Below are 24,738 nucleotides of genomic sequence, written 5' to 3' on the forward strand. Positions count from 1 at the left end.
CGCGAGAGACGCCCGTTTCGATGAACCGTGATATCGCGGGCTTAGGCCAGCGCGATGTTCACCGCCGATTCGCGGCCATCGCGGCCGGCTTCGACGTCATAGGTCACTTTCTGGTCGTCGGCGAGGCCGGTGAGGCCCGAACGCTCGACGGCCGAGATGTGAACGAACACGTCCTTGCCGCCCGTTTCCGGTGCGATGAAGCCGTAGCCCTTGGTGGTGTTGAACCATTTGACGGTGCCATTTGCCATCGTCTCTTCTCCTTCATGTATCTGCGCGCGGGATTGCGGCAGGATCGCTCAGTCAGTACAAAATCGAGTGACTGGCCGGTAAAGGAGCAGTGGTCGATAGTGGTAACGTCGCGGGAGTGATATTGGATGTTGTCGGCCAAAAATCAAGAGGAATTTTTGTGACAGGCGCGGCGGTTTCCTGCGCTTCCTTTTCTGGTCGCGCCGTAAGGTATTGATGAAAATTGATTTCTCAGGACTTACTGTTGACCTTGGGGACGGTTCCGAGGGCCGAAGCAAGCGACTGGAAACGGGCCTCCGCGACCTCGCCATAGAGCGGTGCCGCCTCGGCGGAGAGCGTGAGTTCGAGGAGTTTCTTCTTGGGATAGAGCCGCAGATGCCCCAGCTCGGCGTCCTTCTTGAGCCATAGCATCGCGCCGAAGCGCATCGCCTTGCCGACCACCTCGGCGGTTCTCTGCTCGCTTTCCGGGATCAGGTCGAAGAGCGGTTCGAATCGGCTGCCCTTGCGGGAGTTGGAGTAGCGGTGCAGCAGGGCGAGACCGAGGAAAATCCGCTCGGAATGCTTGAGCCCGCCGAGATTGGCGCGGGTGGCATTGTCGAAGCAAAGTTCCGCCCGGTAGTCGGGATGCGCGCGCCATGTCACGTCATGCAGGAGGCATGCGGCCTTGATCAGGCGGAGGCGTTCCTGTGGCGCATTCTTGAACAAGGGGCTTATGAAATCGTAAAGGGTGCGGCCGAAACCGGGCAGGCGGGCATCCTTGGATTCGGCAAAGTGGCACGCCTCGATGAGCGGATCGCGGTCGCGCAGTTTCTGGGGCATCTGTTCGAAGAGCATGCCTTCGCGGATGCCGTAGGACGAGACCGCGATATCGCGGGGACTGAAGGTGCGGACAACCTCCTTGAGCACCTCGGCAGCAATGGGAACAAGCGCCATGCGCTGGGCCGAAACGCCGCAACGCGCGCGCAGTTCCTCGGGGTCGGTCTGGGCGATATACTTGGCGGTGGCCGAGACCGCCTTGCGGCTCATCCGGTATTCATGCAGCACGTGGAGCGGATAGCCTTGGCGATCCATGTCGATCCGGGCGATGGCGCGCCACGAGCCGCCGACCAGGAAAAGCCGGTTGTGCTGGTCGCCCATTTGCTGGTGCAAGTCCTTGAGAACGCTTTGGATATGGGCCTTGCGCGCCTTCTTGCCGCCCTTCATTCCCTTGAGCCTGAGAGGGCCCAGTTGTGACGTGACGCGGCGCCCGACCTCGCCGCCATTGATCTCGGCCAGTTCCATCGAGGCGCCGCCTATGTCGCAGACGAGGCCATAGGAGCCGGGCCAGCCCAGAAGGACGCCCTGGGCGGAAAGGCGGGCCTCTTCGAGACCGTCGATGACATGCAGCTTGAGGCCGGTCTGCTCTTCGACCAGTGCGGTGAATTCCTCGCCGTCGGCGGCGTCGCGCACGGCGGCGGTGGCCACGGCGGTGAGCGGGCCGGTGCCCATGCCTTCGCCAAGGCGCTGGAATCGGCGGATCGCCGAGAGCGCACGCACCCGCCCCTGCGGGCTGAGTCGGCCAGTTTCGCCCAGGCCCTCGCCGAGGGCGCACATGATTTTTTCGTTGAAAAAATAAGCAGGTGAGCGGGCGGCGCCGTCGAAAACGACGAGCCGGACCGAGTTGGAGCCGACATCCACGACACCCACGCGCGAAAGGGCGCGGGCCGAGGGGTCATCGAAAATCGGGCGGCCGAACGGCCCCCAGTCGGTTGGCGTTGCCTGGTTTTCCATGTCCATGCAGTTCCCCGGGGGCCGTTTTGCGCCTGTTATGGCAAGGCTCCGGGCAGGGGTCAACGGCGGCGATGGGTTGCGCGTGCATTGCCACACCGCGCGGTGGGGTTAACGCGATTTTTCGCAGAGAATTGGGGGGTGACAGGCGTATGACATCCGGCTGTCGCCCGGCTGTCGGGACTTTGGCAAGGTTCTGTTCATGAAACAGGTTAACCGGGCGCGCGCTACCGCCGTTCGAAGCCTGTTTACACAGGGCGACTTACACAGGGCGACGGTTCCCGTCGGGCGGGACATTCATGCAAGATCCCTGCTCGCCGCCATGCGAGGGTCAGACCTGCTCGCTTGCCTCGATCACCAGATCGTCGAGCCCGTCGCCGCCCTTGGCCACATGCGCCTTGAGTTGCTCGCGCATCCGGGGTTCCCAGAAATCGCGCAGATGACCGGCGACGCGTTCGGCCTGGTCCTCGCCCGGCTGGCTCTTGAAGAAGGTGGCGATCTGGTTGGCCATGTGAACCATTTTCTCAGGCGACATCTGTGACCTCGGAGGTGATGCGATGGGGATGGGAATAGACGTCGAAGCCGCCGCCACGGGCAAAGGCGGCAAGCGTGATGCCCGCGCCCTCGGCGAGGCGCAGGGCGTGGGCGGTGGGGGCCGAGACAGCGACGAGCGCGGGTCCGCCCGCCATTGCGCATTTCTGTACCAGTTCGACCGAGAGCCGCGAGGTCAGCACGAAGGCGCCGCTGGCGGGGGCGATGCGCGCGCGGGCCAGCGCGCCGATGAGTTTATCAAGCGCGTTGTGGCGGCCCACATCCTCGCGCGCCATCACGATGCCCTGGCCGGGCACGATAAACCCCGCCGCGTGGCTGGCGTGGGTCTGATCGTGCAGCGGCTGGTGGGCGCGCAGCGCGTCGGCGGCTTGTGCCACCTCGGCGCGAGCGAGGCGCAGCGCGTCGCCACTGACGGGGGGCAGCGGGCGGGTGGCCTCGGAAAGGCTGTCGATGCCGCAGAGGCCGCAGCCGACCGGTCCGGCCATGTAGCGGCGGCGCGCCTCAAGGGCCGCGCGCCGGTCGGGGTGCAGCCACATGCGCGCCTCGATGCCGTTCTCCTGTGGTGCGACCTCGATCTCCTCGATCTGGGCGGGGTCGTCGACAATGCCTTCGCCCAGGGAAAAGCCCAGCGCGAAATCGGTGATGTCGGCGGGAGTGGCCATCATCACCGCCTGCGTGGTGCCGTCATAGACCATCGCGACCGCGGATTCCTCGGGCAGGGTGCGATGCACGCGCACCGCGCCCTCGGGGCGCAGCGAGAGGCCCGGATGCGATATGGCCTTGGGGGGCAGGTGGGTCATGGCGATCACTCGGCGGCGGGCAGGATGCGGCGCGATTGCTCGGCCTGGGCGGCATAATCCTCCTGCCATTCGGATGGCCCGTTCGAGGCCGAAACCTGCACCGCCGTCACCTTGTATTCGGGGCAGTTGGTGGCCCAGTCCGAGAAATCGGTGGTCACGACATTGGCCTGCGTGTCGGGGTGGTGGAAGGTGGTATAGACAACGCCCGGCGCCACCCGTTCGGTGATATGGGCGCGCAGTGCGGTTTCACCCGAGCGGCTGGCCAGCTTGACCCAGTCGCCCTCGTGCAGCCCGCGGTTCTCGGCGTCGTGGGGATGGATTTCGAGCACGTCCTCGCCATGCCAGATGGAATTGGCGGTGCGCCGCGTCTGTGCCCCCACGTTATACTGCGAGAGCACCCGCCCGGTGGTGAGCAGCAGCGGGAAGCGCGGGCCGGTTTTCTCGTCGGTGGCCACGTATTCGGTGACGATGAAGCGCCCCTTGCCGCGCATGAAGCCATCGACATGCATGAGCGGCGTGCCGTCGGGGTGATCGTCGTTGCAGGGCCATTGCACCGAGCCCTTCTCGTCGAGCAGGTCATAGGTGACGCCTGCGAAGCTGGGCGTGGTGGCGGCGATCTCGTCCATGATCTGGCTGGGATGGGTATAGGTCCAGTTCGCGCCCCCCGATTCCTTCAGCATGGCGTTGGCGAGGAGCTGCGTCACTTCCCAGTCGGAATAGCCGTTGATGGGCGCCATCACCTTGCGCACGCGGTTGATGCGGCGTTCGGCATTGGTGAAGGTGCCGTCCTTTTCGAGAAAGGTCGAGCCGGGCAGGAAGACATGGGCATAATTTGCCGTCTCGTTGAGGAAGAGGTCATGCACGATGACGCATTCCATCGCGGCGAGACCGGCGGCGACATGTTTCGTGTCGGGGTCGGATTGCAGGATGTCCTCGCCCTGGCAGTAAAGCCCCTTGAAGGTGCCATCGACGGCGGCGTCGAGCATGTTGGGGATGCGCAGGCCCGGCTCGGAATCGATGGTGACGCCCCATGCCTCTTCGAAGATCTTGCGCACCTCGGGGAGTTTCACATGGCGATAGCCGGGCAACTCGTGCGGGAAGGATCCCATGTCGCAGGAGCCTTGCACGTTGTTCTGCCCCCTGAGCGGGTTCACGCCCACGCCGGGGCGGCCGACATTGCCGGTGAGCATGGCAAGGTTGGCAATGCCCATCACCGTGGTCGAGCCCTGGGAGTGTTCGGTGACGCCGAGGCCGTAATAGATCGCGCCGTTGCCGCCGGTCGCGAAGAGCCGCGCGGCCGCGCGCAACTCTTCGGCGGGCACGCGGGTCAGCTCCTCGGTCGCTTCGGGGCTGTGGCGGGGGTCGGAGACGAACTCGGCATAGGCCTGGAATTCCTCCCAGTCGCAGCGGGTGCGGATGAACGCCTCGTCATAGAGTTTCTCGGTGACGATGGTATGGGCCAGCGCGGTGACCACCGCGACATTGGTGCCGGGGCGCAGCGGCAGGTGATGCGCGGCTTCGACATGTGCGGATTTCACAAGGTCGATGCGGCGCGGGTCGATCACGATGAGTTTCGCGCCCGCGCGCAGGCGTTTCTTGAGGCGGCTGGCAAAGACCGGGTGGCCGTCGGTGGGGTTGGCGCCGATCACGATCACCACGTCGGTATGCTCGACGCTGTCGAAATCCTGCGTGCCGGCCGAGGTGCCGAAGGTCTGGCCGAGACCATAGCCGGTGGGCGAATGGCAGACCCGCGCGCAGGTGTCGGTGTTGTTGTTCATGAAAACGGCGCGGGCGAGTTTCTGCACGAGGTAGGTTTCCTCGTTTGTGCAGCGCGAGGAGGTGATAACGCCGATGCTCTTCTGGCCGTATGTCTCCTGCAAGCCGCGCATGCGTCTGGCGGCGAAGGAAAGCGCCTCGTCCCAGGAAACCTCGCGCCATGGGTCGGTGATGTTTTCGCGGATCATCGGGTTCAGGATGCGATCCTGGTGGTGGGCATAGCCATAGGCAAAGCGGCCCTTGACGCAGGAATGGCCGCGATTGGCCTTGCCGTTCTTCCACGGGACCATGCGCACGAGCGTGTCGCCCTGCATCTCGGCCTTGAAGGAACAGCCCACGCCACAATAGGCGCAGGTGGTGACGACCGAGCGTTCGGGGGTGCCCAGTTCGACCACCGATTTCTCCTGCAAGGTGGCGGTGGGGCAGGCCTGCACGCAGGCGCCGCAGCTCACGCAATCCGAGGAGAGGAAATCGTCGAGCGCGTTGCCCGCGCTCACGCGGCTGTCGAAACCGCGGCCTTCGATCGTTAGGGCGAACGTGCCCTGCACCTCTTCGCAGGCGCGCACGCAGCGCGAGCAGACGATGCATTTCGACGGGTCGTAGGTGAAATAGGGGTTGCTCTCGTCCTTGGGCAGGTAGCGGTGGTTGTCGCCGCTGGTGTTGCGGGCCTCGAAATGGTTGTCGAGCGCGCCGCCCTCGGGCGCGGTGTAGCGCACGTCGCGCAGGCCCACGGCGCCGGCCATGTCCTGCAATTCGCAATCGCCATTGGCCGAGCAGGTCAGGCAGTCGAGCGGGTGATCGGAGATGTAAAGCTCCATCACGCCGCGGCGGATCTTGCGCACCTTGGAGGAGCCGGTGTTCACCACCATGCCGGGCGCCACCGGCGTGGTGCAGGAGGAGGGCGTGCCGCGGCGGCCCTCGATCTCGACCACGCAGAGCCGGCAGGAGCCGAACGCCTCGACGCTGTCGGTGGCGCAGAGCTTGGGCACGGAAATGCCCGCCTCGGCAGCGGCGCGCATCACGGAAGTGCCGTCGGGCACCGTGACCTCGAACCCGTCGATGGTGAGGGTCACGGGCGCGCCGGTGCGCGCGGGGGTGCCCATGTCGCGGTCATTGGGGATGATGAAATCTTTCATGGTCTGGCCTCAGTCTTTCATCTTGCCGGAAATACTCCGGGGGGAAGGTGACAAAATGCCGTGGCATTTTTCACCGCGGGGGGCAGCGCCCCCCGGCTGGTCGGCTTGTGGCAGCAAGGCGAAACCGTTCATTCCGCGGCCTCCTTGCCATGCGCGAAATCGTCGGGGAAATGGGTGACGGCGGACATCACCGGCAGGGGCGTGAAACCGCCCAGCGCGCAGAGCGAGCCCTCTTTCATCACCTCGCAGAGATCGGTCAGGAGCGGCAGCGCATCGCCATCGCCCTGGGCGATGCGGTCGATGGTTTCGACCCCGCGCACCGCGCCGATCCGGCAAGGCGTGCATTTCCCGCAGCTTTCCACCGCGCAGAATTCCATCGCGAAGCGGGCCATTTCTAGCATATCCGTGGCGTCATCGAAAATCACGATCCCGGCATGGCCCAGAAGCCCGCCTTCGGCGTCGAGCTCTTCATATCCCAGCGGGGCGTCGAATTTCGACACCGGCAGGTAGGCGCCCAGCGGCCCGCCGACCTGTGCCGCCTTGACGGGGCGGCCGGTCATGGTGCCGCCGCCGAGATCGTTCACGACTTCACCCAGCGAGAGGCCGAAAGCAGTCTCGAAAAGCCCGCCGCGGGCCACGTTCCCGGCGATCTGCAAGGTGACGGTGCCGCGCGAGCGGCCCATCCCTAAATCGGCATAGGCTTGCGCGCCCTTCTCGAAGATGACCGGCACGGTGGCGAGGCTGATCACGTTGTTGACCACGGTGGGCCGGCCGAGGAAGCCTTCGAGCGCGGGCAGGGGCGGCTTGGCGCGCACCACGCCGCGCTTGCCTTCCAGCGAGTTCAGGAGCGAGGTTTCCTCGCCGCAGACATAGGCGCCGGCCCCCTTGCGGATCTCCATGTCGAATGCGCGGCCCGATCCCATCACGTCGGCGCCGAGCAGTCCCCTGGAGCGGGCGATCTCGACCGCGCGGGACATGATGGCGATGGCATCGGGATATTCCGAGCGCAGGTAGACATAGCCCCTGGTCGCGCCCACGGCCAAACCGGCGATGGCCATACCCTCGATCAGGGTGAAGGGGTCGCCTTCCATGATCATGCGGTCGGCGAAGGTGCCGCTGTCGCCCTCGTCGGCGTTGCAGACGATGTATTTCTGCGGGGCGTCGGCGTCATGCACGGTCTGCCACTTTATGCCGGTCGGGAAGCCCGCGCCGCCGCGGCCGCGCAGGCCGGAGGCTTTGACCTCGTCCACGATCTCCTGCCCGGTCATCCCGAGCGCCCGGCGCAGACCGGCCAGCCCTCCATGGGCCTCGTAATCGGCCAGGTCGAGCGGGTCGATCACGCCGACGCGGGCAAAGGTGAGGCGGTCCTGGCGTTTCATCCAGTCAAGCTCTTCCACCGGGCCGAGCGCCTTGTCGCTGGTGCCCGCAAGGATCGCGGCGGCGTCCTCGGGCGTGGCGGTGCCGAAACCCATGCGGGTGCCGTTCTCTTCGATCTCGACCAGCGGTTCGAGCCAGATCATCCCGCGCGAGCCGGTGCGGGTGATCTCGACCGCGATGCCCTGTTTCTCGGCCTCGGCGACCAGCGCGGCGGCGACCTCGTCGGCGCCCAGTGCCTTGGCGGCGCTGTCGAGGGGAACATAGAGTTTCATGCGCCAACCTTTTCGAGAAGGGTTTGCATTTTCGCAGCATCCACCCGGCCGATCACGCGGTCATCGACCATCGCGGCGGGGGCGCAGGCGCAAAGCCCGAGGCAATAGACCGGCTCGATCGTGACCGCGCCACCCGGCGTGGTGCCGTGCCAGTCGAGCCCGAGTTTCGCGAGCGTTTCCTCGGCCAGCGCCTTGCCGCCCACGGCCTGGCACGCCTCGGCGCGGCAGATTTTCAGGACGTGCCGCCCGGCGGGGGCGTCGCGGAAATCGTGGTAGAAGCTGATCACGCCATGCAGCTCGGCGCGGCTGATGTTGAGCGCGTCGCAGATGAGCGGACCGGCGGCCTGCGGGACATGGCCGAACGCATCTTGCAGGGCGTGCAGGATCGGCAGGAGCGGACCTTCGAGCGCCTTGTGCGTGTCGATGATCGCGGCGATCTCGTCGGTGGGCGGGCTGTTGGTCATGGCTGGCCTCGAACATGGGGTCTTCGGGCGCGAGTCATGCGGACTTTGCGTTTGGAAATCAATATCGATATTTCGTCAAACGATAGCCTATGCCTATTATGAGCGCAAGCGACCCTTCACCTCCGAAATGCGGCGCGCTTCGTCCAGAAGCGCCGCCAGAACCGGCGTGTGCGGTTCGCGGTAGGGGGCGATGAGGCCCACGGCATGGCCCTGTGCCTGGCTTGCATCTGGCGTGGTGAGCGGGATGAGGCGCAGCGGCTTGCCACCGGCGAGGAAGCGGGCGATGTCCCCGGGCAGCACGGTGAACCAGTCGCCCGAGACGACATGCGCGACCAGCGCCACGGTCGAGTTCGATTCGACCATCGCCTGCGGGGTGATCCCGGCGCTTGCGAGATTGCCGTTGATGATGCGGCGGTTCTGCATGTCGGGGGTCAGAAGGCAGAGTTTCTGGCCATCGAGCTCGTCCCAGCCCACCTGGTCGCGGGTGGCGAAGGGCGAGGCGTCATTGCACACCAGCATGTAGGTTTCCCCGTAGAGCGGTACGCTGCTGACCCGGCCCATGGGTTCGTTGTCGAGATAGGAAAGCCCTGCGTCGATATCGAGATTTTCGAGCATCGAGAGGATCTCGACCGAGGTGCGTGACAGAAGGGTGAAACGCACGTTGGGGTGTTTCTCGGCGAAACGCGACGAAAGCCGCGCCGCCCAGGTGAGCGCGGTGGGAATCACGGCGATGCGCAACTGCCCCGACAGGCCATGGCGGGTGGCGCGCATTTCCTCGCGCAACTGGCGCGTATCCGAGACGATCCGGCGCGCCCAGTCGAGCGCGGTCTGGCCCTCGGGGGTGAGCCCGCCATAACGCGAGCCGCGAAAGACGAGCTGCACGCCGAGTTGTTCCTCTAGCTGCTTGATGCCCGCCGAAAGCGAGGGCTGGGTGATGCCGAGGCGGGCGGCGGCGCGGCCGAAATGCTCTTCCTTGGCCAGCGCGATGAACATTTCGAGCTTGTCGATCATGACCGGCGGCCCCGGTCGTCATGCGGGGGGATGACGAGGCCGGTGGGCCGGGCCGGGCGCGGCCCGGCGCCGCGCGGGAACCCGCGCCCGGGATCGCGGAATCGAGCGGCTGTTTCTTGGCGCCGGCCGGGGCGTCGGGCCGAAACGCCCCGATATTGTGCGGATGGTTGCATCGCCTTGCCTCTTCTGGCGAAATTCGGGCCGGGCGCGGCCTCATGTTCGGGCGTAAGCCTTGCAAGAAAACCGCAAAACCGCAACAGTCGTGGCGTGTTGTACAGGGAGGTGACGATGCGGTGGTCCGGGGTCTGTTGGGCGCGTGCGGCGTGGTTGGGTGCGCTGGTATTCCTGCTGGCGGCGGGGATGGTGCGGGGCGAGGACCGCCGCGTGCATTTCTTCGGCAATTCGCTCATTCATCACCTGAGCGACACCGACGAGACGGCGGTGCCGCATTGGCTGGCGCTCATGGCGCGCGCGGGCGGGCATGAGTTCGCTGCGAGCGGGCAATGGGGGTTCCTGCGCGATTTCGTCAAGGCGGGGCCGGAGGCGAACTGGTCATTCCGGCGTGTGGCGCGGGCTTGGCGCGGGGGCACGTTCGATCCCGGCGGGTTCGACGGGATCGTGGTCAACCCGGCGAATTTCATCCAGAACCGGGCGCCCGACCGGCCCTATGAGGGCGACAACCCCGATGGGGCCTCGCCGCTCTCGGCGATGCTGGACCTGATCGACGGGCATGTGCGGGGCACGCCGCTTTACCTTTACGAGGGCTGGGCCGACATGGCGCCGTTCGTGCGCGGGTTTCCGCCGTGGCAGCGGGCGCTGCGGCGCTATCACGCGTTCAACATGGGCGAGTATCATCAATGGTACGAGGACTATGCCGAGGCCCTGCGCCGGGAGCGGCCGGAACAGCCCATCGTCCTGATCCCGGTGGCGCGGGTGCTGTCGGAGTTGATGAGTGCGCCGCCGCTTGACGAGCTGGGGGCGACGGCATTCTATTCCGACGATGCGCCACACGGGACGCCGGTGACCTATCTTCTGGCCGCGGCGGTGACCTATCAGGCGCTTTATGGCGAGGCGGTGCCGGACGACATGGAGTTGCCCGATACGATCCCGCCAGAGGTGCGCGAGAACTGGCCCGCGATGACGGAACGGATTGCCGAGCTCGTGGGAGAACAGGACGAGGCTGCGGCCGGCGGGGCCGGGGCGGTGGAACGGGCCGATGCGTCGCAGGCGCAGGACGAACCCGAACCGGATGCGGCCAGTGAGGATCAGGCCAGTGACGACCGTGCCGGTGACGGGGAGGCGGCTGATGCGGCCGCAGAGGCGGCTGCGCAGGGCGAGGGGCTCGCCGATCCGGCGCTGGCGATGGGGCTGAACGGCGTTGCCGACTGGTCCACGCAGCATCCCTTTGTCGATCTGATGAAGACGGCCCGGCCATGGCTTGGGCATGTGGGCGACAACTGGGGTGCCTGGGACGCGGCGCGGATGGCGCAGGAGGGGTATCTCGATGACGATGGCTGGCCGCGCCGCATTCCGCCTGAGGTGGATCGGCTCGAGACATTCATCCTCACCGATCAGCCCGAGGCGGCCAGCGATCTTGGCGGGCGGTATCTTGTGCGCTGGCGCGGCGAGGGCAAGCTGGAACTGGGCGGGCGGGCGCGACGCGTGGAATACGCAGGGAACGAGGCGCGGTTCCAATATGCGCCGGGCGAGGGGCTGGTGTCGATCGCGATCACCGAGACCGACCCCGAGGATACCGGCGATCATATCCGCGATATCGAGGTCCTGCGCGAGGACCAGGCCGCGCTGCATGACCTGGGCGTGACCTTCAACCCGGACTGGATCGCGCGGATCGCCGATCTGCGCAACCTGCGCTTCATGGACTGGATGTTCACCAACGATTCACCGGTCACATCGTGGGACATGGCACCGCGCGTGGATGATTTCAGCTATGTCTGGCGCGGGGTGCCGGTGGAGGTGATGGTCGATCTGGCCAACCTTGTCGGGGCGGATCCGTGGTTCACCATGCCGCATATGGCGGATGACGATTTCGTCGAACGGTTTGCCGAGGCGGTGCATGAGCGGCTCGATCCGCGGCTGCATGTCTGGGTCGAGTATTCCAACGAGATGTGGAACCTTGCCTTTCCCCAGGCGCAATGGGCGGTGGAGCAGGCGCGGGAACGCTGGGGCGAGGCGGCGGGAGACGATGCCTGGATGCAGTTCACCGGCATGCGCGCGGCCGAGGTCATGCGGGTCTGGGGCGAAGTGTTCACGGGCGAGGACGCGGCGCGGCTGCGGCGGGTGGTGGCGGTGCATACCGGGTGGGCGGGGCTGGAAGAGCCGCTTTTGACCGCGCCCCTGTGGATGGACGAGCAGGGCGCGGACGCACCCAGCCCGGCGGCGCATTTCGATGCCTACGCGGTGTCGGGCTATTTCGGGTTCGAACTGGGCAGCGAGGACGAGGAGGGGCGGCTCGACGATCTGCGCCGCTGGATCGAGGAGAGCCGCGAGGCCGCCGAGGCCGGGCCGCGCAGTGAAGGGTTGCGGCGCAAGGCGCTTGAGGCGGCGATCGAACCGGTGCGGTTCGATGAGGCGATCGCGCGCGCGGCGCAGGCGGTGCGCGACGGGTCGCTGGCCGAGGTGACCGGCACGCTCTGGCCTTATCACCGCGAGGTGGCACAGCGGCACGGGTTCGATTTCGTGATGTACGAGGGCGGCACCCATGCGGTGGGCCATGGCGCGGCGACCGGCGACGAGAATCTGACCGAGTTCTTCAAGGCATTCAATTACTCGGATGAGATGGCAGCGCTTTATGCCGAGTTGCTCGAGGCATGGGAGGCGCAGGGCGGACAGCTTTTCAACGCCTTCGTGGATGTCGCCCCGCCCAGCCAGTTCGGAAGCTGGGGCGCGTTGCGGCATCTTCAGGACGACAATCCGCGCTGGGACGTGCTGATGGCGCATAACGAGCGGGGCACGGGCGAAGAGGGGCGCGCGCCGGGGGCATTCCTGCACGGGCGGGTGGCCCATGGTGGCCCGGACGGCGAGGCCCTGAACGGGACGGCCGAGACCGATATCCTGATCGCGGGGCCGGGGGAGGACCGGCTGGTCAGTCACGGCGGCGGGGATTTCCTGCATGGCGGGGCGGGCACGGATCTGGCGGTATTGCCGGGACAGCGGTCGGACTATCGCTTTGCGATGGAGGATGGGCGGCTCCTGGCGATGCGCGGAGAGGTGGAGCATCGGCTCGTCTCCATCGAATCGCTGGAATTCGAGGGTGAGCCGGGGCGCACCTATCGGCTCGACCTGCCGGAGTGAGGCGATCTTTCGGAAAATGATCGGGGCCGTGTCAGTTGCCGGTGATCGCGTCGACGAGGGTCCGCGCGCCGCGCGCAGACGAGAAATTCTCGACCACGCGCCTGCGCCCGGCTTGCGACAGGGCTTTCAGGCGGGCGGGGTCGGCGGCAAGTTCGGCAATGGCGCGGGCCAGCGTTTCGGGGTCGCGGGGCGGCACGAGCACCCCGTCACGGCCGCTGGTGATGAGTTCGGGCACGCCGCCGGTGTCGGTGCCGATGGTGGGCAGGCCCATCGACATCGCCTCCATGTAGGCGACGCCGAGGGCCTCGTGCCATGTGGCCAGGACGAAGAGATGCGCCTGTTGCAGATGCGCGCGCACCGCGTTCGCGTCGATGGCGCCGAGGAGCGTCACATGATCGTCGAGGCCAAGCCGCGCGATGTCCGCCTGCAGCTCGACGCGAAAGCCCGATCCGCCCTCGTCATCCTCGCCCGCGATCTCGAGCCGGGCGTCGAGGCCGGAGTCGCGCAACTGGCGCAGGGCCTGCAGGAGGTCCTGATGCCCCTTGAGCCGGTTGAGCCGCCCACAGGAGAAGAGCCGCAGCGGCTGGCCGGATTCGGGCGGGTGATAGGGGTTGTCGCGCGAGAGCACATCGGTATCGACCCCCATCGGTTGCAGGTGGATCCGTGCCGGCAGGTCGGGGCCGAGCGTGGCCTCGAGTTCGCGGACAAGCCGTCGGCTGACGGCGCAGCCAAAGGCGGCGTGGCGCCACTTGAAGCCCTGGCCGGGGCCGTAATCGCCGAGCGCGCCATGCAGGGTGAGCGAATGGGACAGGCCGAACATGCGGCCCGCCAGCGCGCAGATCAGTGCGGCGCGGCCACAGGAATGGGCGTGAACATGGGTGATGCCCCGGGCCTTGCAGGCCCGCGCCAACCGCCGGGCGGCGGGCAGCGAGAGAACCACGTCGCGCGCAAACGCGCGCGGTTCGCGGCGCAGATCGCCCCGGAGCGCGGCAATCGGCGTGCGGGCCAGCGCCAGCGCGGCATTCGCGGGTGCCATGTCGCCCAGGTAGGTAGTGCGCGCAATCGCCGCGTCGGACCAGTCATGCGCGATCAGGCCGGGCGGTGGCGGTCTTGTGCTGAAAAGCGCCACACTGACGCCCATTTTTTCCAGTTCAAGGATCTCGCGCCAAAAGAAGATATGGGTTTGACCGGGGAACTGGGGTATCAGGATGCCGATTTTAAGGGGTCTGGACACGAAACAGGCTTTCACTTTGACCATGGACGACATGCAACGAAAAAGGTGCGTCACCGATATGGCGCGACCCTGCACCGTGAGGGCGTGGCAGGGCAAGCCCGGTGTCAGCGGGAGTGTGCCTTGCCGGGGCTGAGCATCATCATTCCCGCGTGCAACGAGGCGCGGCAGATCGGGCCGTGTCTGCGGGCGCTTCTGGCGTCAAACCCGAAACCCGGGGCCGGGTCGGGGTCGATTCCCCTGCCGATCCCGGTCGAGGTGATCGTGGTGGCCAATGGCTGCACCGATGACACGGCGCAGGCGGCGCGCGGTTTGGCCGGGGAGTTTCGCGCCACGGGCTGGGATTTCAAGGTGCTGGAGCTTGAGAAGGGCGGCAAGCCCGGCGCGCTCAATGCGGGCGACGCCGCGGCGCGGTTCGGGGCGCGGGCCTATCTCGATGCGGATGTGCGGGTCTCGCCGCCGCTGCTCGACCAGGTGGCGCGGGTCTTGGGGGTGGAGCGCGCGGCCTATGTCAGCGGCACGGTGCGGATCACGGCGCAGGGCAGCCTTGTGTCGCGGCTTTATGCGCAGTGCTATGCGCATGTGCCGTTCATGGCGCAGGGGGTGCCGGGCTGCGGGTTCTTCGCGGTCAACGCGGCGGGGCGGCGGCGCTGGACGCGGTTCCCGCAGATCATTTCGGATGACACGTTCGTGCGGCTTCTCTTCGCGCCCGGGGAGCGGATCGGCGTGGCCGCATCCTATGACTGGCCGGTGGTGACGGGCTGGCGCAACCTCGTGAAGGTGCGCGCGCGCCAGGACGCGGGGGTGCGCGAGGTGCTGGAGCTATTTCCGCAACTGGCGCGCAATGCCAAGGTCACGCGGCCGGGGATCATGGGCAAGCTGGGTCTTTTCCTGCGCAACCCTCCGGCCTTCGCCGTCTATGCCGGGGTCGCGGTGGCGGCGCGTATGCGCAAGACGAATGGCTGGAGTCGCGGACGATGAGCGTGGTGGCACGGGTCTTTGGCGGCGAGAGCGTGGTGGCACGGGCGGCGCGCAGCGCGGGGCTGACCATCGTCGGGTTCGGCACCAGCCAGGTTCTGCGGCTGGCCTCGAACCTGATCCTGACGCGGCTCTTGTTTCCCGAGGCGTTCGGGACGATGGCGCTCATCTCGGTGTTCCTGATGGGGCTGAACCAGTTTTCGGATGTCGGCGTCACGCCCGCGATCATGCAGTCAAAGCGCGGCGACGACCGCGATTTCCTTGATACCGCCTGGACGATCCAGGTGATGCGCGGACTGGGTCTCTTCGCGGTGGCCTGCGCGATCGCGTGGCCTGTTTCGGTGCTCTACGAACTGCCCGAACTGGCGCTCATGCTGCCGGTTTCGGCGCTGACCCTGATCCTGACGGGCTTTCTGCCGACCCGGATGGACAGCGCGCAGCGGCATTTGCGGGTCGGGCGGCTGACCGTGCTGGACATAGCCAACCAGGTGATCGGCATCGGCGCGGCGGTCCTGCTCGCGTGGTGGTGGCAATCGGTCTGGGCGCTGGTGGTGTCGGGGGTGCTGGGCTCGGTGGCGCAGCTTGTCCTGCACCACCTATTCCTGCCCGGCGGATCGAACAGGTTCCGCTGGGAGCCTGCGGCGGCGCGCGAGCTGATCGGTTTCGGCAAGTGGATCTTCCTGAGCACCGTGGCGGGGTTCGCGCTGACGCAGGCCGACAAGCTCCTGATCGGCAAATACCTCGCGCTCGATCTTTTCGGGGTCTACAATATCGGCTTTTTCCTGGCTTCCTTTCCGCTTCTGATGGGCGGGATGCTGGTGCGGCGCATTCTCATTCCCGTCTATCGCGAATGGCCCCCGCGCGAGAGCGCCGCGAATTTCGCGCGCCTCAGGCGGATGCGGCTGATGGTGTCGGGCGCGCTTTTCGGGTTGGTCGCGGTGCTGGCGCTGGGCGGGGTGTGGATCGTCGATCTGCTTTACGATCCGCGCTATGCGATGGCGGGGGCCGTCGTGGTGGTGATCGCCTGCATGCAGGTGCCGCAGATCATCGCGCTGACCTATGACCAGGCGGCACTGGCGGCAGGGGATTCGAAGCGGTTTTTCGTGCTGGCGGGATCGAAGGCGACGGCGATGGTGGCGGCGCTGGTGATCGGGCTGGAATGGGCGGGGCTTTTCGGGGCGCTGATCGGGCAGGGGGTGGCGATGGTCGCGGTCTATCCGGTGGTGATCTGGCTGAGCCGGTCCACCGGGGCATGGGACCGGCTGCATGATGTGGGGTTTGCGTTGCTGGGGCTGGTGCTGATCGCGCTGGCCTTCTGGCTCAATGCCGAGGCGATCGCGGAGTTGGCGGGCCGCGGTCAGGGCTGATCCGGGCGGCGCATGCGGATAAACCTGTCGCACCAGGTTAAAATCTTGTAATATCGCCAAAATGTCACCTTATTTATATGGGATGGCGCTCCCTGTTCGGACGTGAGACTTGGGACGAGTTCTTTTCACATGACGCAGCACCCTGATCCAGCCGTGCCCGGCGAAAACGACATCGCCATCGTGGGCATTGCCGCGCATTTGCCCGGCGCGCCGGGGATTCATGACTACTGGCGAAACCTGCGCGAGGGCGTGGAATCGATTCGCCGGTTGAGCGAGGACGAGCTGCGCGCCGCAGGCGTGCCCGAGGCGCTCTTGCGGCGCCCCGATTACGTGCCCCATGCCGCGCCGCTCGACCGGTTCGAGCATTTCGACGGCGAGTTCTTCGGCTTCAGCCCCAAGGAAAGCGCGATCCTCGACCCGCAGCACCGGCAATTTCTCGAAGTGGCGTGGGAGGCGTTCGAGACCGCCGGCCACATGCCGGAGAATTTCGACGGGCCGATCGGCGTGTTCGCGGGCTGCGGGATGGGCAGCTATTTCTATTTCAACATCTGCTCGAACCCCGACCTGGTCGACCAGGTGGGCATGTTCCTGCTGCGCCATACAGGCAATGACAAGGATTTCCTCTCGACGCGGGTGTCCCACGTGTTCGACCTCAAGGGGCCGTCGATTTCGCTCCAGACGGCATGTTCCACATCGCTGGTGGCGACGCATTACGCGGCACAGGCGCTACTCAATGGCGAGTGCGACATGGCGCTGGCGGGCGGCGTGACGATCGAGTTGCCGCAGGGCCATGGATACGTGTTCAAGGAGGGCGAGATCCTGTCGCCCGACGGGCATTGCCATGCGTTCGACGCGCGCGCGCAGGGCACGGTGTTCGGATCGGGCGCGGGCGTGGTCGTGCTGCGCCGGCTCGAGGATGCGATCCGCGATGGCGATCATATCTGGGCGGTGATCAAGGGATCGGCGGTCAACAATGACGGCGCGGCCAAGGCGGGATACCTTGCGCCGTCGGTCGACGGGCAGGCCGCGGCGGTGGCCGAGGCGCAGGCGATCGCCGGGGTTTCGGCGGATACGGTGGATTACGTCGAGTGCCACGGCACCGGCACCTATCTGGGCGACCCGATCGAGGTTGCGGCGCTGAGCGAGGCGTTTGGCAGGACCACGGACGAGGTGGGCTTTTGCCGGATCGGGTCGGTCAAGACCAATATCGGGCATCTCGACACGGCGGCCGGGGTGGCGAGCCTGATCAAGGCGTCGCTGGCGCTGCATCACCGGGAAATGCCGCCCTCGCTGGGCTTCGAGAACCCGAACCCGACGATTGATTTCGAACATTCGCCGTTTCGCGTGAACGATGTGCTGACGCCATGGGCGCGGCGCAACGGGCCGCGCCGGGCAGGGGTGAACTCGCTCGGCGTGGGGGGCACGAACGCGCATGTGATCCTTGACGAGGCGCCGCAGCGGGCGCCCAGTGAAGAAAGCGACTGGCCGTTCCAGCCGCTGGTCTTGTCGGCGCGATCCAATGCGGCGCTGGACGAAGGCGCGGCGCGGCTGGCGGCGCATCTGCGTGCCAACCCGGACCTGCCGCTGGCCGATGTGGCCTGGACCCTGAAAGAGGGGCGGCGCGCCTTTGACAGGCGTCGCGTCGTGGTGGCGGAAAGCGCGGAACAGGCCGCCGATCTCTTGGAAGAGAACGATCCGCGCCGGGTGTTCACGCATGGTGTCGTGGGCGACCGGCCCGAAACCGTGTTCCTGTTCCCCGGCGGTGGGGCGCAATATGCGGGCATGGCGCGCGACCTTTACGAGACCGAGCCGGTCTTTGCCGAGTGGATGGACCGGGGGCTCGATGTGCTGGGGCCGCGGCTCGACTATGACCTCAAGGCGCTGTGGCTGCCCGAGCCGGGGCAGGAGTCGGCGGCGAACGCGGCGCTTCAACGCCCTTCGGTGCAATTGCCGCTGATCATGATCACCGAATATGCGCTGGCGCAGTTGTGGATGAGCTGGGGCGTGTCGCCCGATGTCCTGTTGGGCCATTCGATGGGCGAGAACACGGCGGCCTGCCTGGCCGGGGTGATGAGTTTCGAGGATTGCATCGGTCTGGTGCACCTGCGCGGGCAATTGTTCGACACGGTCGAGGCTGGCGGGATGCTTTCGGTATCGCTGTCGGCGGAGGAATTGCGGGCGCATCTGGGCGACGACGACCTCGACCTTGCGGCGGTGAATGCGCCGGGGCTTTCGGTGGCCTCGGGGCCGCAGGCGGCGCTCGATGACCTGCAAAACCGGCTGGAGGCGCGTGACGTTGATTGCCAGCGCATCCAGATCGACATCGCCGCCCATAGCCGGATGCTGGAGCCGATCCTGGCGCGGTTCGGTGACTACCTGCGGGCGATTCCGCTCTCGGCGCCGCGCCTGCCGGTCATCTCGAACCGGACCGGGCAGCCCCTGACCGATGCACAGGCGACCGACCCGGAGTACTGGGTGGCGCATCTGCGCGGCACGGTGCGGTTTGCCGATTGCATCGACCACCTGAGCGCGGAACCCGCGCGCATCTATATCGAGATGGGGCCGGGCAAGGCGCTGTCGTCGCTGGCCGCGCAGCATCCGGACGTGCGGCGCGACCAGGTCATTTCGGCCTTGCGTCATCCTGACGACGCGGTGCCCGACGACGAGTATTTCATCGCGCAGCTGGCCCGGGTCTGGGCCATGGGAGGCGATTTCGACTGGGCGCAGGTCTGGGGCGCGGCGCGGCGCAACCGGGTGGTGCTGCCGACCTATGCGTTCCAGCGCAGGCCCTATTTCATCGAACCCGGCAAGGCGCAGGCGCAAGCGTCGGTGCCCACGCACCTGATGCGGGCCGAAGCGATCGAGGATTGGGGCTATCTGCCTGCATGGAAACCCGTGGCCGCCGATTGCGACGTGGATGTCGAGACCCTGGCCGATGCGCCCGCCGAACGCTGGCTGGTCTTCGTGGACGAGACCGGGCTGGGCCGGGACGTGGTGCAGCGGCTGCGCGCGGGCGGGCAGGACGTGATCACCGTGCGGGCGGGCGATACATTCGGCCGCGATGGGGAGGGCGGGTTCGTCCTGTCGCCGGAACGGGGGCGCGAAGGCTATGACGCGCTGGTCGAGGAATTGGCCGCGAGGGCGTGGACGCCCACGCGGATCGCGCATTTCTGGCTGGTGACGCGGGGCGAGGACCATCGCCCCGGCTCGAGTTTTTTCCACCGCAACCAGGAACAGGGCTTCTATGCGCTCTTGTTCCTGGCACAGGCGATGGCGGCGGCGGATTGGGGCGCGGTGCATGTCGCCTGCTTCACAACAGGGGCGGCGCAGGTCAGGGGCGAGGGGCTCGATTACCCCGAGAAGGCGACGGCGCTCGGCCCGGTGCGGGTGATCCCGCGGGAATTTCCGGGGGTGACGGTCTCGACCCTCGATCTGCGGCTGCCCGAGTCGCCGCGTCGGGGACAGGCGGACCTTTCGGAGCTGGGTGCGCGGGTGCTGGAAGAGCTGTTCGCGCATCCCGGCAACCAAGTGGCGGCGCTGCGCGGGGCGCGGCGCTTCGAACAGCGGTTCAAGCCAGCGGCGCTGAAGGCCGAGGGGCCCGCGCCGGTCGCGCTGCGCGACGCGGGGGTTTACCTGATCACCGGCGGGTTCGGCGGTATCGGCCTCACATTGGCCGAGCGGCTGGTGCGCGACACCCGCGCGCGCATCGTGCTGATGGCGCGCACGCCCCTGCCGCCGCGCGATGCGTGGGAGGATCACATCCGCCGGTTCGGCGCGCATGATCCCACGTCGCGGCGGATCGCGGCGGTCGAACGCCTTGAAGGTCTCGGTGGCCAGGTGATGGTGGTGGCTGCCGACGTGTCGAATATTGAGGAAATGCGCGGCGCGCTGGAACAGGTGCAGATCCGGTTCGGCGCGGTCAACGGCGTGATCCACGCGGCCGGCGTAATCGCGGATGAGCCGATCCTGAGCAAGTCGCCCATGGTGGTCGAGGACGTGTTTACGCCGAAAGTGCACGGGCTGCAGGTACTGGACACCCTGTTTCCCGATGGCAGCCTCGATTTCCTGGTGCTGTTCTCGTCGTCATCGACGGCGACGGCTCCGGCCGGCCAGGTCGATTACGTGGCGGCGAATGCCTATCTCAATGCTTACGCACAGGCCCGCGCGGGCGATGCGACACGGGTGGTGGCGATCAACTGGGGCATATGGGCCGAGGTCGGCATGGCCGCCGAGGCGCTGGGCGTGGGCAGGCAAGCCCCCGACCGGAGCGAAAATGCGGTGGCGCAGCCGTTGCTCGACGTGGCGACGTTCGATCCTGACGGCAACCGGTTGTTCAAGACGCGGCTTTCAACCGCGCAATGGGTCCTGGGCGAGCATCGCACGGGTGGAAACCAGGCCCTGATGCCCGGCACGGGGTATATCGAGATCGCGGCGCAAGCCCTCGACGCGCAGGAGGAAACCGGACCATTCGAGATACGCGACCTTTACTTTCTGCGCCCGCTTGACGTGAGCGACCATGCCCCGCGCGAGATGCGCGTGACGCTGACGCGCAGCGATGCGGGCTATGCGATGAAGGTGCAATCGGCGCGCGAGATCGAGGGGCGCACGGGCTTTGAAACCAATGCCGAGGCGACGCTGGCGCTGTTGCCGATGGCGGCGCCTGCGCGGGTCGATGTGGCGGGGCTGGAGACACATTTCCGCGATGCGCGGATGGCCGAGCCGGGGCGCACGTTGCGCAGCCCGCAGGAGGCGCATCTCAATTTCGGGGCGCATTGGCGGGTGCTGACGCGCGTGGGGCTGGGCGTGGACGAGGGCGTGGCGCGGTTGCGCCTGCCCGAGGCGCTGCGCGAGCCGGGCTATATCCTGTCGCCGGGGCTGATGGACCTGGCCACGGGATGGGCGATGGAGTTGATCGAGGGCTATGCGCCCACGCATCTTTGGGTTCCGGTCTCCTATGGCGCGGTGCGGGTCCATCGCCCGCTTCCGGGCGAGATCGTGAGCTGGGTGCGCATCGCGGGCGAGAACCGCGCCGAGGCGGGGGCGGCGAGTTTCGATGTCACCATCTGCGACTTGCAGGGCAATGTCTGTGTGGAGGTGCATAATTTCTCGATCCGGCGGCTCGAGGCCGATGCGCCGCTGATCGCCGCGCCGTCGTTGCAGGGGCTTGAGTTTCCCGGGACCGGCGGCGATCGGCCGCTGTCGCCTGCCGAAGAGCGGCTGCGCCACAACCTGCGAGAGGGCATTCGCCCCGACGAGGGGGCTGATGCCTTCCTGCGCGCGCTGGCCATGGGACAGGCACAGGTGGTGGTGTCGTCGCTGAGCCTGCCCGACCTGATCCGTCAGGCCGAGGATACCGGCGCGGAGGAGGGCGAAAGCCAGACGTTCGAGCGGCCCGACCTGGAGACCGAATACAGCGCCCCCCAGGGTGCGATCGAGGAAAAGCTGGCGGCGTTCTGGAGCGCGCTTCTGGGGGTCGAGAAGGTCGGGGCCGAGGACAATTTCTTCGACCTCGGCGGGCATTCGCTGATCGCGGTGCGGCTTTTCGCGCAGGTGCGCAAGACTTGGAATGTGGATTTCCCGATCTCGGTCCTGTTCGAGGCGCCGACCATTCGCGCCTGTGCGCGAATGATCGAGAATGAAGGGGTCGCGATGGAAGGCGAAAGTGAAAGCCCTACCGACAAGGCGGCCAAGGCCCCTGAGCGGCGCTTCACCCATATCGTGCCGATGCACCAGGGCGAAGGCGGGCCGCGGCGTCCGTTCTTCCTTGTCGCGGGAATGTTCGGCAACGTGCTGAATCTGCGCCATCTCGCGCATCTTCTGGGGACGGACCGGCCGTTTTACGGGCTCCAGGCGCGGGGGCTCTATGGCGACGACGCGCCACATGGCAGCATCGTCGAAGCCGCGGCCGATTACCTTGCCGAGATTCGGGTGGTTCAGCCCAAGGGGCCTTACCTGCTGGGTGGGTTCTCGGGCGGAGGGATCATCGCCTATGAGATGGCGCAGCAACTGCGCGATGCGGGCGAGGAGGTGGCGGCGCTGGTCTTGCTCGACACGCCCTTGCCGCGCCGCCGACCGCTCAGTGCCGGGGATCGGCTGCGCATCCAGTTGCAGGAGTTGAAGGCGGGTGGCGTGCTCTATCCGTTCAGGTGGCTGGCGCGGCGCGTCCGGTGGGAGATCGTCAAGCGCCGCGCACCGGTTGCGGGCGAGGGGGAGACCGCGCCAACCGCGTTTCACAACAGCGCCATTGAGCAGGCTTTCCTGGGCGCGGTTGCGCAGTATGACCTGCTGCCCTGGGACGGGCCGGTTGTCCTGTTCCGTCCGCCGCTGGTGGGCAAGTGGCAGGTGGGTGCGGGCCGCTGGGTCAATTCCGAGCGCGCCTATGTCACCCATGACAACGACTGGAGCCCGTTCGCGCCGCTGATCCAGGTGGTCGAGGTGCCGGGCGATCACGACTCGATGGTGCTCGAACCCAATGTGCGGGTTCTGGCGGCGCGGATGAAACGCGCCATCGAGGATGCCGAGAACCCGGCGGCCCGGGCATCGCGGGTGTCCGCGCTCGCCCCCCGGCCTCAGGCGGCGGAATAGACCATGGCGCAGATTCTGACCATCATCCTGAACTATCGCACCCCGGCGATGACGCTGCAGGCGGCCGAGGCGGCGCTGCGCGAGATGGAGGGGATCGAGGGCGAGCTGGTGATCGTCGACAACGACAGCGGCGACGGCTCGTTCGAGACGCTGCAAGAGGGGGTGCAATCGCGCGGCTGGGATGTGCGGGTGCTGCAATCGGGGCACAATGGCGGCTTCGGGGCAGGCATGAATTTCGGGATGCGTGCGGGGCTGCGCGATGGGTCTGCGCCCGATTACTATTACATCCTCAATTCCGATGCCTTTCCGGATGCGGGTGCGATCCGCGTGCTGCTTGATTATCTCGAATCCCGCCCCGGGGTCGGCATTGCGGGCAGCTGTATCCATGGACCTGAAAAGGACATCCATTTCACGGCCTTTCGCTTCCCTGGTATCCTCAGCGAGTTCGAGGGCGCGATCCGCTTCGGGCCGGTGACGCGGATGCTGGCCGATCATGCCGTGCCCATGCCGGTGCCCGAGAAAAGCGGGCCGGTCGATTGGCTGGCAGGGGCCAGCATGATGCTGCGGGCGCGGGTGCTCGACGAGATCGGGATGTTCGACGAGGCGTTCTTTCTCTATTTCGAGGAAACGGATCTCTGCCGTCGCGCCGCGCTGGCCGGCTGGCCCACGCATTACGTGGCCGAAAGCCGGGTGACGCATATCGGCTCGGTCAGCACGGGCATGAAGGGCTGGGATCGGGTGCCGGAATACTGGCTCGACTCGCGTTGGCATTATTTCGTCAAGAACCATGGGCTTGGCTATGCCGTGCTGGCGACGCTGGCGCATGTGACGGGGGGAAGCCTTCACCGTCTGCGTGCGCTGCTGCAGTGGCGCGGCCTGGCCGATTCGCCGCATTTTTTGCGCCGCCTGATCGTCCATGACGCGAAATCGCTGGTAGCGGCGCCGGTGCGGCGCGGGGGACAAACCGCCGGAAGCGGGCCGAGGGGCACATCCGGCCGGAAGGAAGGAAAATCGTGATGACCACGCAAACCATGATCGTGATCGGCAACGAAAGCCTTGCCATCCAGTGCAGTGAGAAAGTGATCGCGGCGGGGCATGTTCTTGCCGCGCTGGTCACGCGCAACGATGACATCGCCGGATGGGCCAGCGCGCGCGGTGTTTCCGTGATCGCGCCGGGGGCCGGGCTGGCCGGACGGCTTGAGGGGATCGCGCATGACTGGCTCCTGTCGATCGCCAATCTCGACATGCTGCCGGAGGAGGTGCTGGACCTGCCACGCCGGGGGGCGGTGAATTTCCATGACGGGCCGCTGCCGGCCTATGCGGGCCTCAACGCGCCGGTGTGGGCCTTGCTGGCGGGCGAGCGGCGGCACGGGATTACCTGGCACATGATCGAGCGGCGCGCCGATACCGGCGGGATCATCGAGCAGGTGATGTTCGACATCTCTGAAAGCGACACTGCGCTGACGCTCAACACCAAGTGTTACGAGGCGGCGATGAGCTCGTTCGGGGCGGTGCTGGAAAAGCTGTCGCGCCCGGAGGCGCCCGTGGTGGCGCAGGATCTTTCGCAGCGCAACTATTTCGGGCGTGACCGGCGGCTCGCGGTGGCGGGGCGGATCGATTTCGCGCACCCCGCCGAAGAGGTCGTGCGGATGGTGCGCGCGCTCGATCACGGGCCGTACTGGAACCCGCTCACCGCGCCCAAGTTCGAGGTTGCGGGGCAGGTTCTGCTGGCACGCGGCGCGCGCATCCCACGCGAACCGGCAGGCGCGGCGGCACCGGGCACGGTTCTGGAGGTGGATGACGACGCGCTTCGCGTGGCGACGGGCACGGTGCCGGTCGTGCTGCAGGGGGTTACGGCGATCTG

At 66.9% G+C, this 24,738-nt stretch carries 15 protein-coding genes; 6 read left to right on the plus strand and 9 right to left on the minus strand.

The window, feature by feature from the left end; all coding sequences use genetic code 11:
* Positions 1-41 precede the first annotated feature (41 nt).
* The 8 genes from ACESL9_RS07590 to ACESL9_RS07625 all read right to left on the minus strand — a co-directional run bounded on the left by ACESL9_RS07590 (position 42) and on the right by ACESL9_RS07625 (position 9,401).
* The gene (locus ACESL9_RS07590) at positions 42-248 is read right to left on the minus strand and encodes a cold-shock protein (protein ID WP_372611211.1); all 207 of its coding nucleotides are present in this window, start codon (positions 246-248) and stop codon (positions 42-44) included.
* Positions 249-477: 229 nt separating this feature from the next.
* Positions 478-2,022, minus strand: coding sequence for a Ppx/GppA family phosphatase (locus ACESL9_RS07595; RefSeq protein ID WP_372611209.1), 1,545 nt, complete (start codon positions 2,020-2,022; stop codon positions 478-480).
* A 322-nt stretch (positions 2,023-2,344) separates the two neighbouring features.
* The gene (locus tag ACESL9_RS07600) at positions 2,345-2,548 is read right to left on the minus strand and encodes a formate dehydrogenase subunit delta (protein WP_372611207.1); all 204 of its coding nucleotides are present in this window, start codon (positions 2,546-2,548) and stop codon (positions 2,345-2,347) included.
* On the minus strand, positions 2,538-3,365 hold the full coding sequence (gene fdhD, locus ACESL9_RS07605; protein WP_372611205.1) for a formate dehydrogenase accessory sulfurtransferase FdhD: 828 nt from the start codon (positions 3,363-3,365) through the stop codon (positions 2,538-2,540). Before fdhD ends, ACESL9_RS07600 begins: the two co-directional genes overlap by 11 nt.
* A 5-nt stretch (positions 3,366-3,370) precedes the next feature.
* Complete coding sequence (gene fdhF, locus ACESL9_RS07610; RefSeq protein ID WP_372611203.1) at positions 3,371-6,277, minus strand: formate dehydrogenase subunit alpha; 2,907 nt, start codon at positions 6,275-6,277, stop codon at positions 3,371-3,373.
* A gap of 128 nt (positions 6,278-6,405) precedes the next feature.
* Positions 6,406-7,926 carry an NADH-ubiquinone oxidoreductase-F iron-sulfur binding region domain-containing protein gene (locus ACESL9_RS07615; protein WP_372611201.1) on the minus strand — a complete coding sequence of 507 codons (1,521 nt, stop codon included), beginning with the start codon at positions 7,924-7,926 and terminating at the stop codon, positions 6,406-6,408.
* Positions 7,923-8,390, minus strand: coding sequence for a formate dehydrogenase subunit gamma (locus ACESL9_RS07620; protein ID WP_372611199.1), 468 nt, complete (start codon positions 8,388-8,390; stop codon positions 7,923-7,925). Before ACESL9_RS07620 ends, ACESL9_RS07615 begins: the two co-directional genes overlap by 4 nt.
* A gap of 96 nt (positions 8,391-8,486) precedes the next feature.
* Positions 8,487-9,401 carry a LysR family transcriptional regulator gene (locus ACESL9_RS07625; RefSeq protein ID WP_372611197.1) on the minus strand — a complete coding sequence of 305 codons (915 nt, stop codon included), beginning with the start codon at positions 9,399-9,401 and terminating at the stop codon, positions 8,487-8,489.
* 288 nt (positions 9,402-9,689) lie between these two features.
* On the opposite strand from ACESL9_RS07625, the gene ACESL9_RS07630 reads away from it, so the two are divergent.
* Positions 9,690-12,713, plus strand: a complete 3,024-nt coding sequence (locus ACESL9_RS07630; protein WP_372674671.1) for a calcium-binding protein — start codon at positions 9,690-9,692, stop codon at positions 12,711-12,713.
* 31 nt (positions 12,714-12,744) lie between these two features.
* On the opposite strand, the gene epsE is transcribed toward ACESL9_RS07630, so the two are convergent.
* Positions 12,745-13,947 (minus strand): exopolysaccharide biosynthesis GT4 family glycosyltransferase EpsE, encoded by a 1,203-nt coding sequence (gene epsE / locus ACESL9_RS07635; RefSeq protein WP_372674672.1) that lies wholly within the window; start codon positions 13,945-13,947, stop codon positions 12,745-12,747.
* A 120-nt stretch (positions 13,948-14,067) separates the two neighbouring features.
* Here epsE and ACESL9_RS07640 point away from each other — a divergent pair, with 120 nt between their 5' ends.
* The 5 genes from ACESL9_RS07640 to ACESL9_RS07660 form a co-directional block, all read left to right on the plus strand.
* Positions 14,068-14,925, plus strand: a complete 858-nt coding sequence (locus ACESL9_RS07640) for a glycosyltransferase family 2 protein (protein ID WP_372611191.1) — start codon at positions 14,068-14,070, stop codon at positions 14,923-14,925.
* Positions 14,922-16,289 (plus strand): oligosaccharide flippase family protein, encoded by a 1,368-nt coding sequence (locus tag ACESL9_RS07645; protein WP_372611189.1) that lies wholly within the window; start codon positions 14,922-14,924, stop codon positions 16,287-16,289. Before ACESL9_RS07640 ends, ACESL9_RS07645 begins: the two co-directional genes overlap by 4 nt.
* Before the next feature lie 129 nt (positions 16,290-16,418).
* Positions 16,419-22,874, plus strand: a complete 6,456-nt coding sequence (locus tag ACESL9_RS07650; protein WP_372611187.1) for a type I polyketide synthase — start codon at positions 16,419-16,421, stop codon at positions 22,872-22,874.
* Positions 22,875-22,877: 3 nt separating this feature from the next.
* Entirely contained in the window at positions 22,878-23,891 is a 1,014-nt protein-coding gene (locus ACESL9_RS07655; protein WP_372611185.1) for a glycosyltransferase family 2 protein, read from the plus strand.
* The coding region (locus ACESL9_RS07660) for a formyltransferase family protein (RefSeq protein WP_372674673.1) at positions 23,891-24,738 on the plus strand (848 nt) is incomplete at its 3' end. The genes ACESL9_RS07655 and ACESL9_RS07660, both read left to right, overlap by 1 nt.

The organism is Aquicoccus sp. (assembly GCF_041686535.1).
Lineage (GTDB): Bacteria > Pseudomonadota > Alphaproteobacteria > Rhodobacterales > Rhodobacteraceae > Aquicoccus.

Coding starts and splice junctions, on each gene's coding strand:
- ACESL9_RS07630 (WP_372674671.1), top strand. CDS start 9,690: ATGCGGTGGTCCGGGGTCTGTTGGGCGCGTGCGGCGTGGTTGGGTGCG.
- ACESL9_RS07625 (WP_372611197.1), bottom strand. CDS start 9,401: ATGATCGACAAGCTCGAAATGTTCATCGCGCTGGCCAAGGAAGAGCAT.
- ACESL9_RS07595 (WP_372611209.1), bottom strand. CDS start 2,022: ATGGACATGGAAAACCAGGCAACGCCAACCGACTGGGGGCCGTTCGGC.
- ACESL9_RS07650 (WP_372611187.1), top strand. CDS start 16,419: ATGACGCAGCACCCTGATCCAGCCGTGCCCGGCGAAAACGACATCGCC.
- ACESL9_RS07615 (WP_372611201.1), bottom strand. CDS start 7,926: ATGAAACTCTATGTTCCCCTCGACAGCGCCGCCAAGGCACTGGGCGCC.
- ACESL9_RS07620 (WP_372611199.1), bottom strand. CDS start 8,390: ATGACCAACAGCCCGCCCACCGACGAGATCGCCGCGATCATCGACACG.
- fdhF (WP_372611203.1), bottom strand. CDS start 6,277: ATGAAAGATTTCATCATCCCCAATGACCGCGACATGGGCACCCCCGCG.
- ACESL9_RS07600 (WP_372611207.1), bottom strand. CDS start 2,548: ATGTCGCCTGAGAAAATGGTTCACATGGCCAACCAGATCGCCACCTTC.
- ACESL9_RS07590 (WP_372611211.1), bottom strand. CDS start 248: ATGGCAAATGGCACCGTCAAATGGTTCAACACCACCAAGGGCTACGGC.
- fdhD (WP_372611205.1), bottom strand. CDS start 3,365: ATGACCCACCTGCCCCCCAAGGCCATATCGCATCCGGGCCTCTCGCTG.
- ACESL9_RS07645 (WP_372611189.1), top strand. CDS start 14,922: ATGAGCGTGGTGGCACGGGTCTTTGGCGGCGAGAGCGTGGTGGCACGG.
- ACESL9_RS07655 (WP_372611185.1), top strand. CDS start 22,878: ATGGCGCAGATTCTGACCATCATCCTGAACTATCGCACCCCGGCGATG.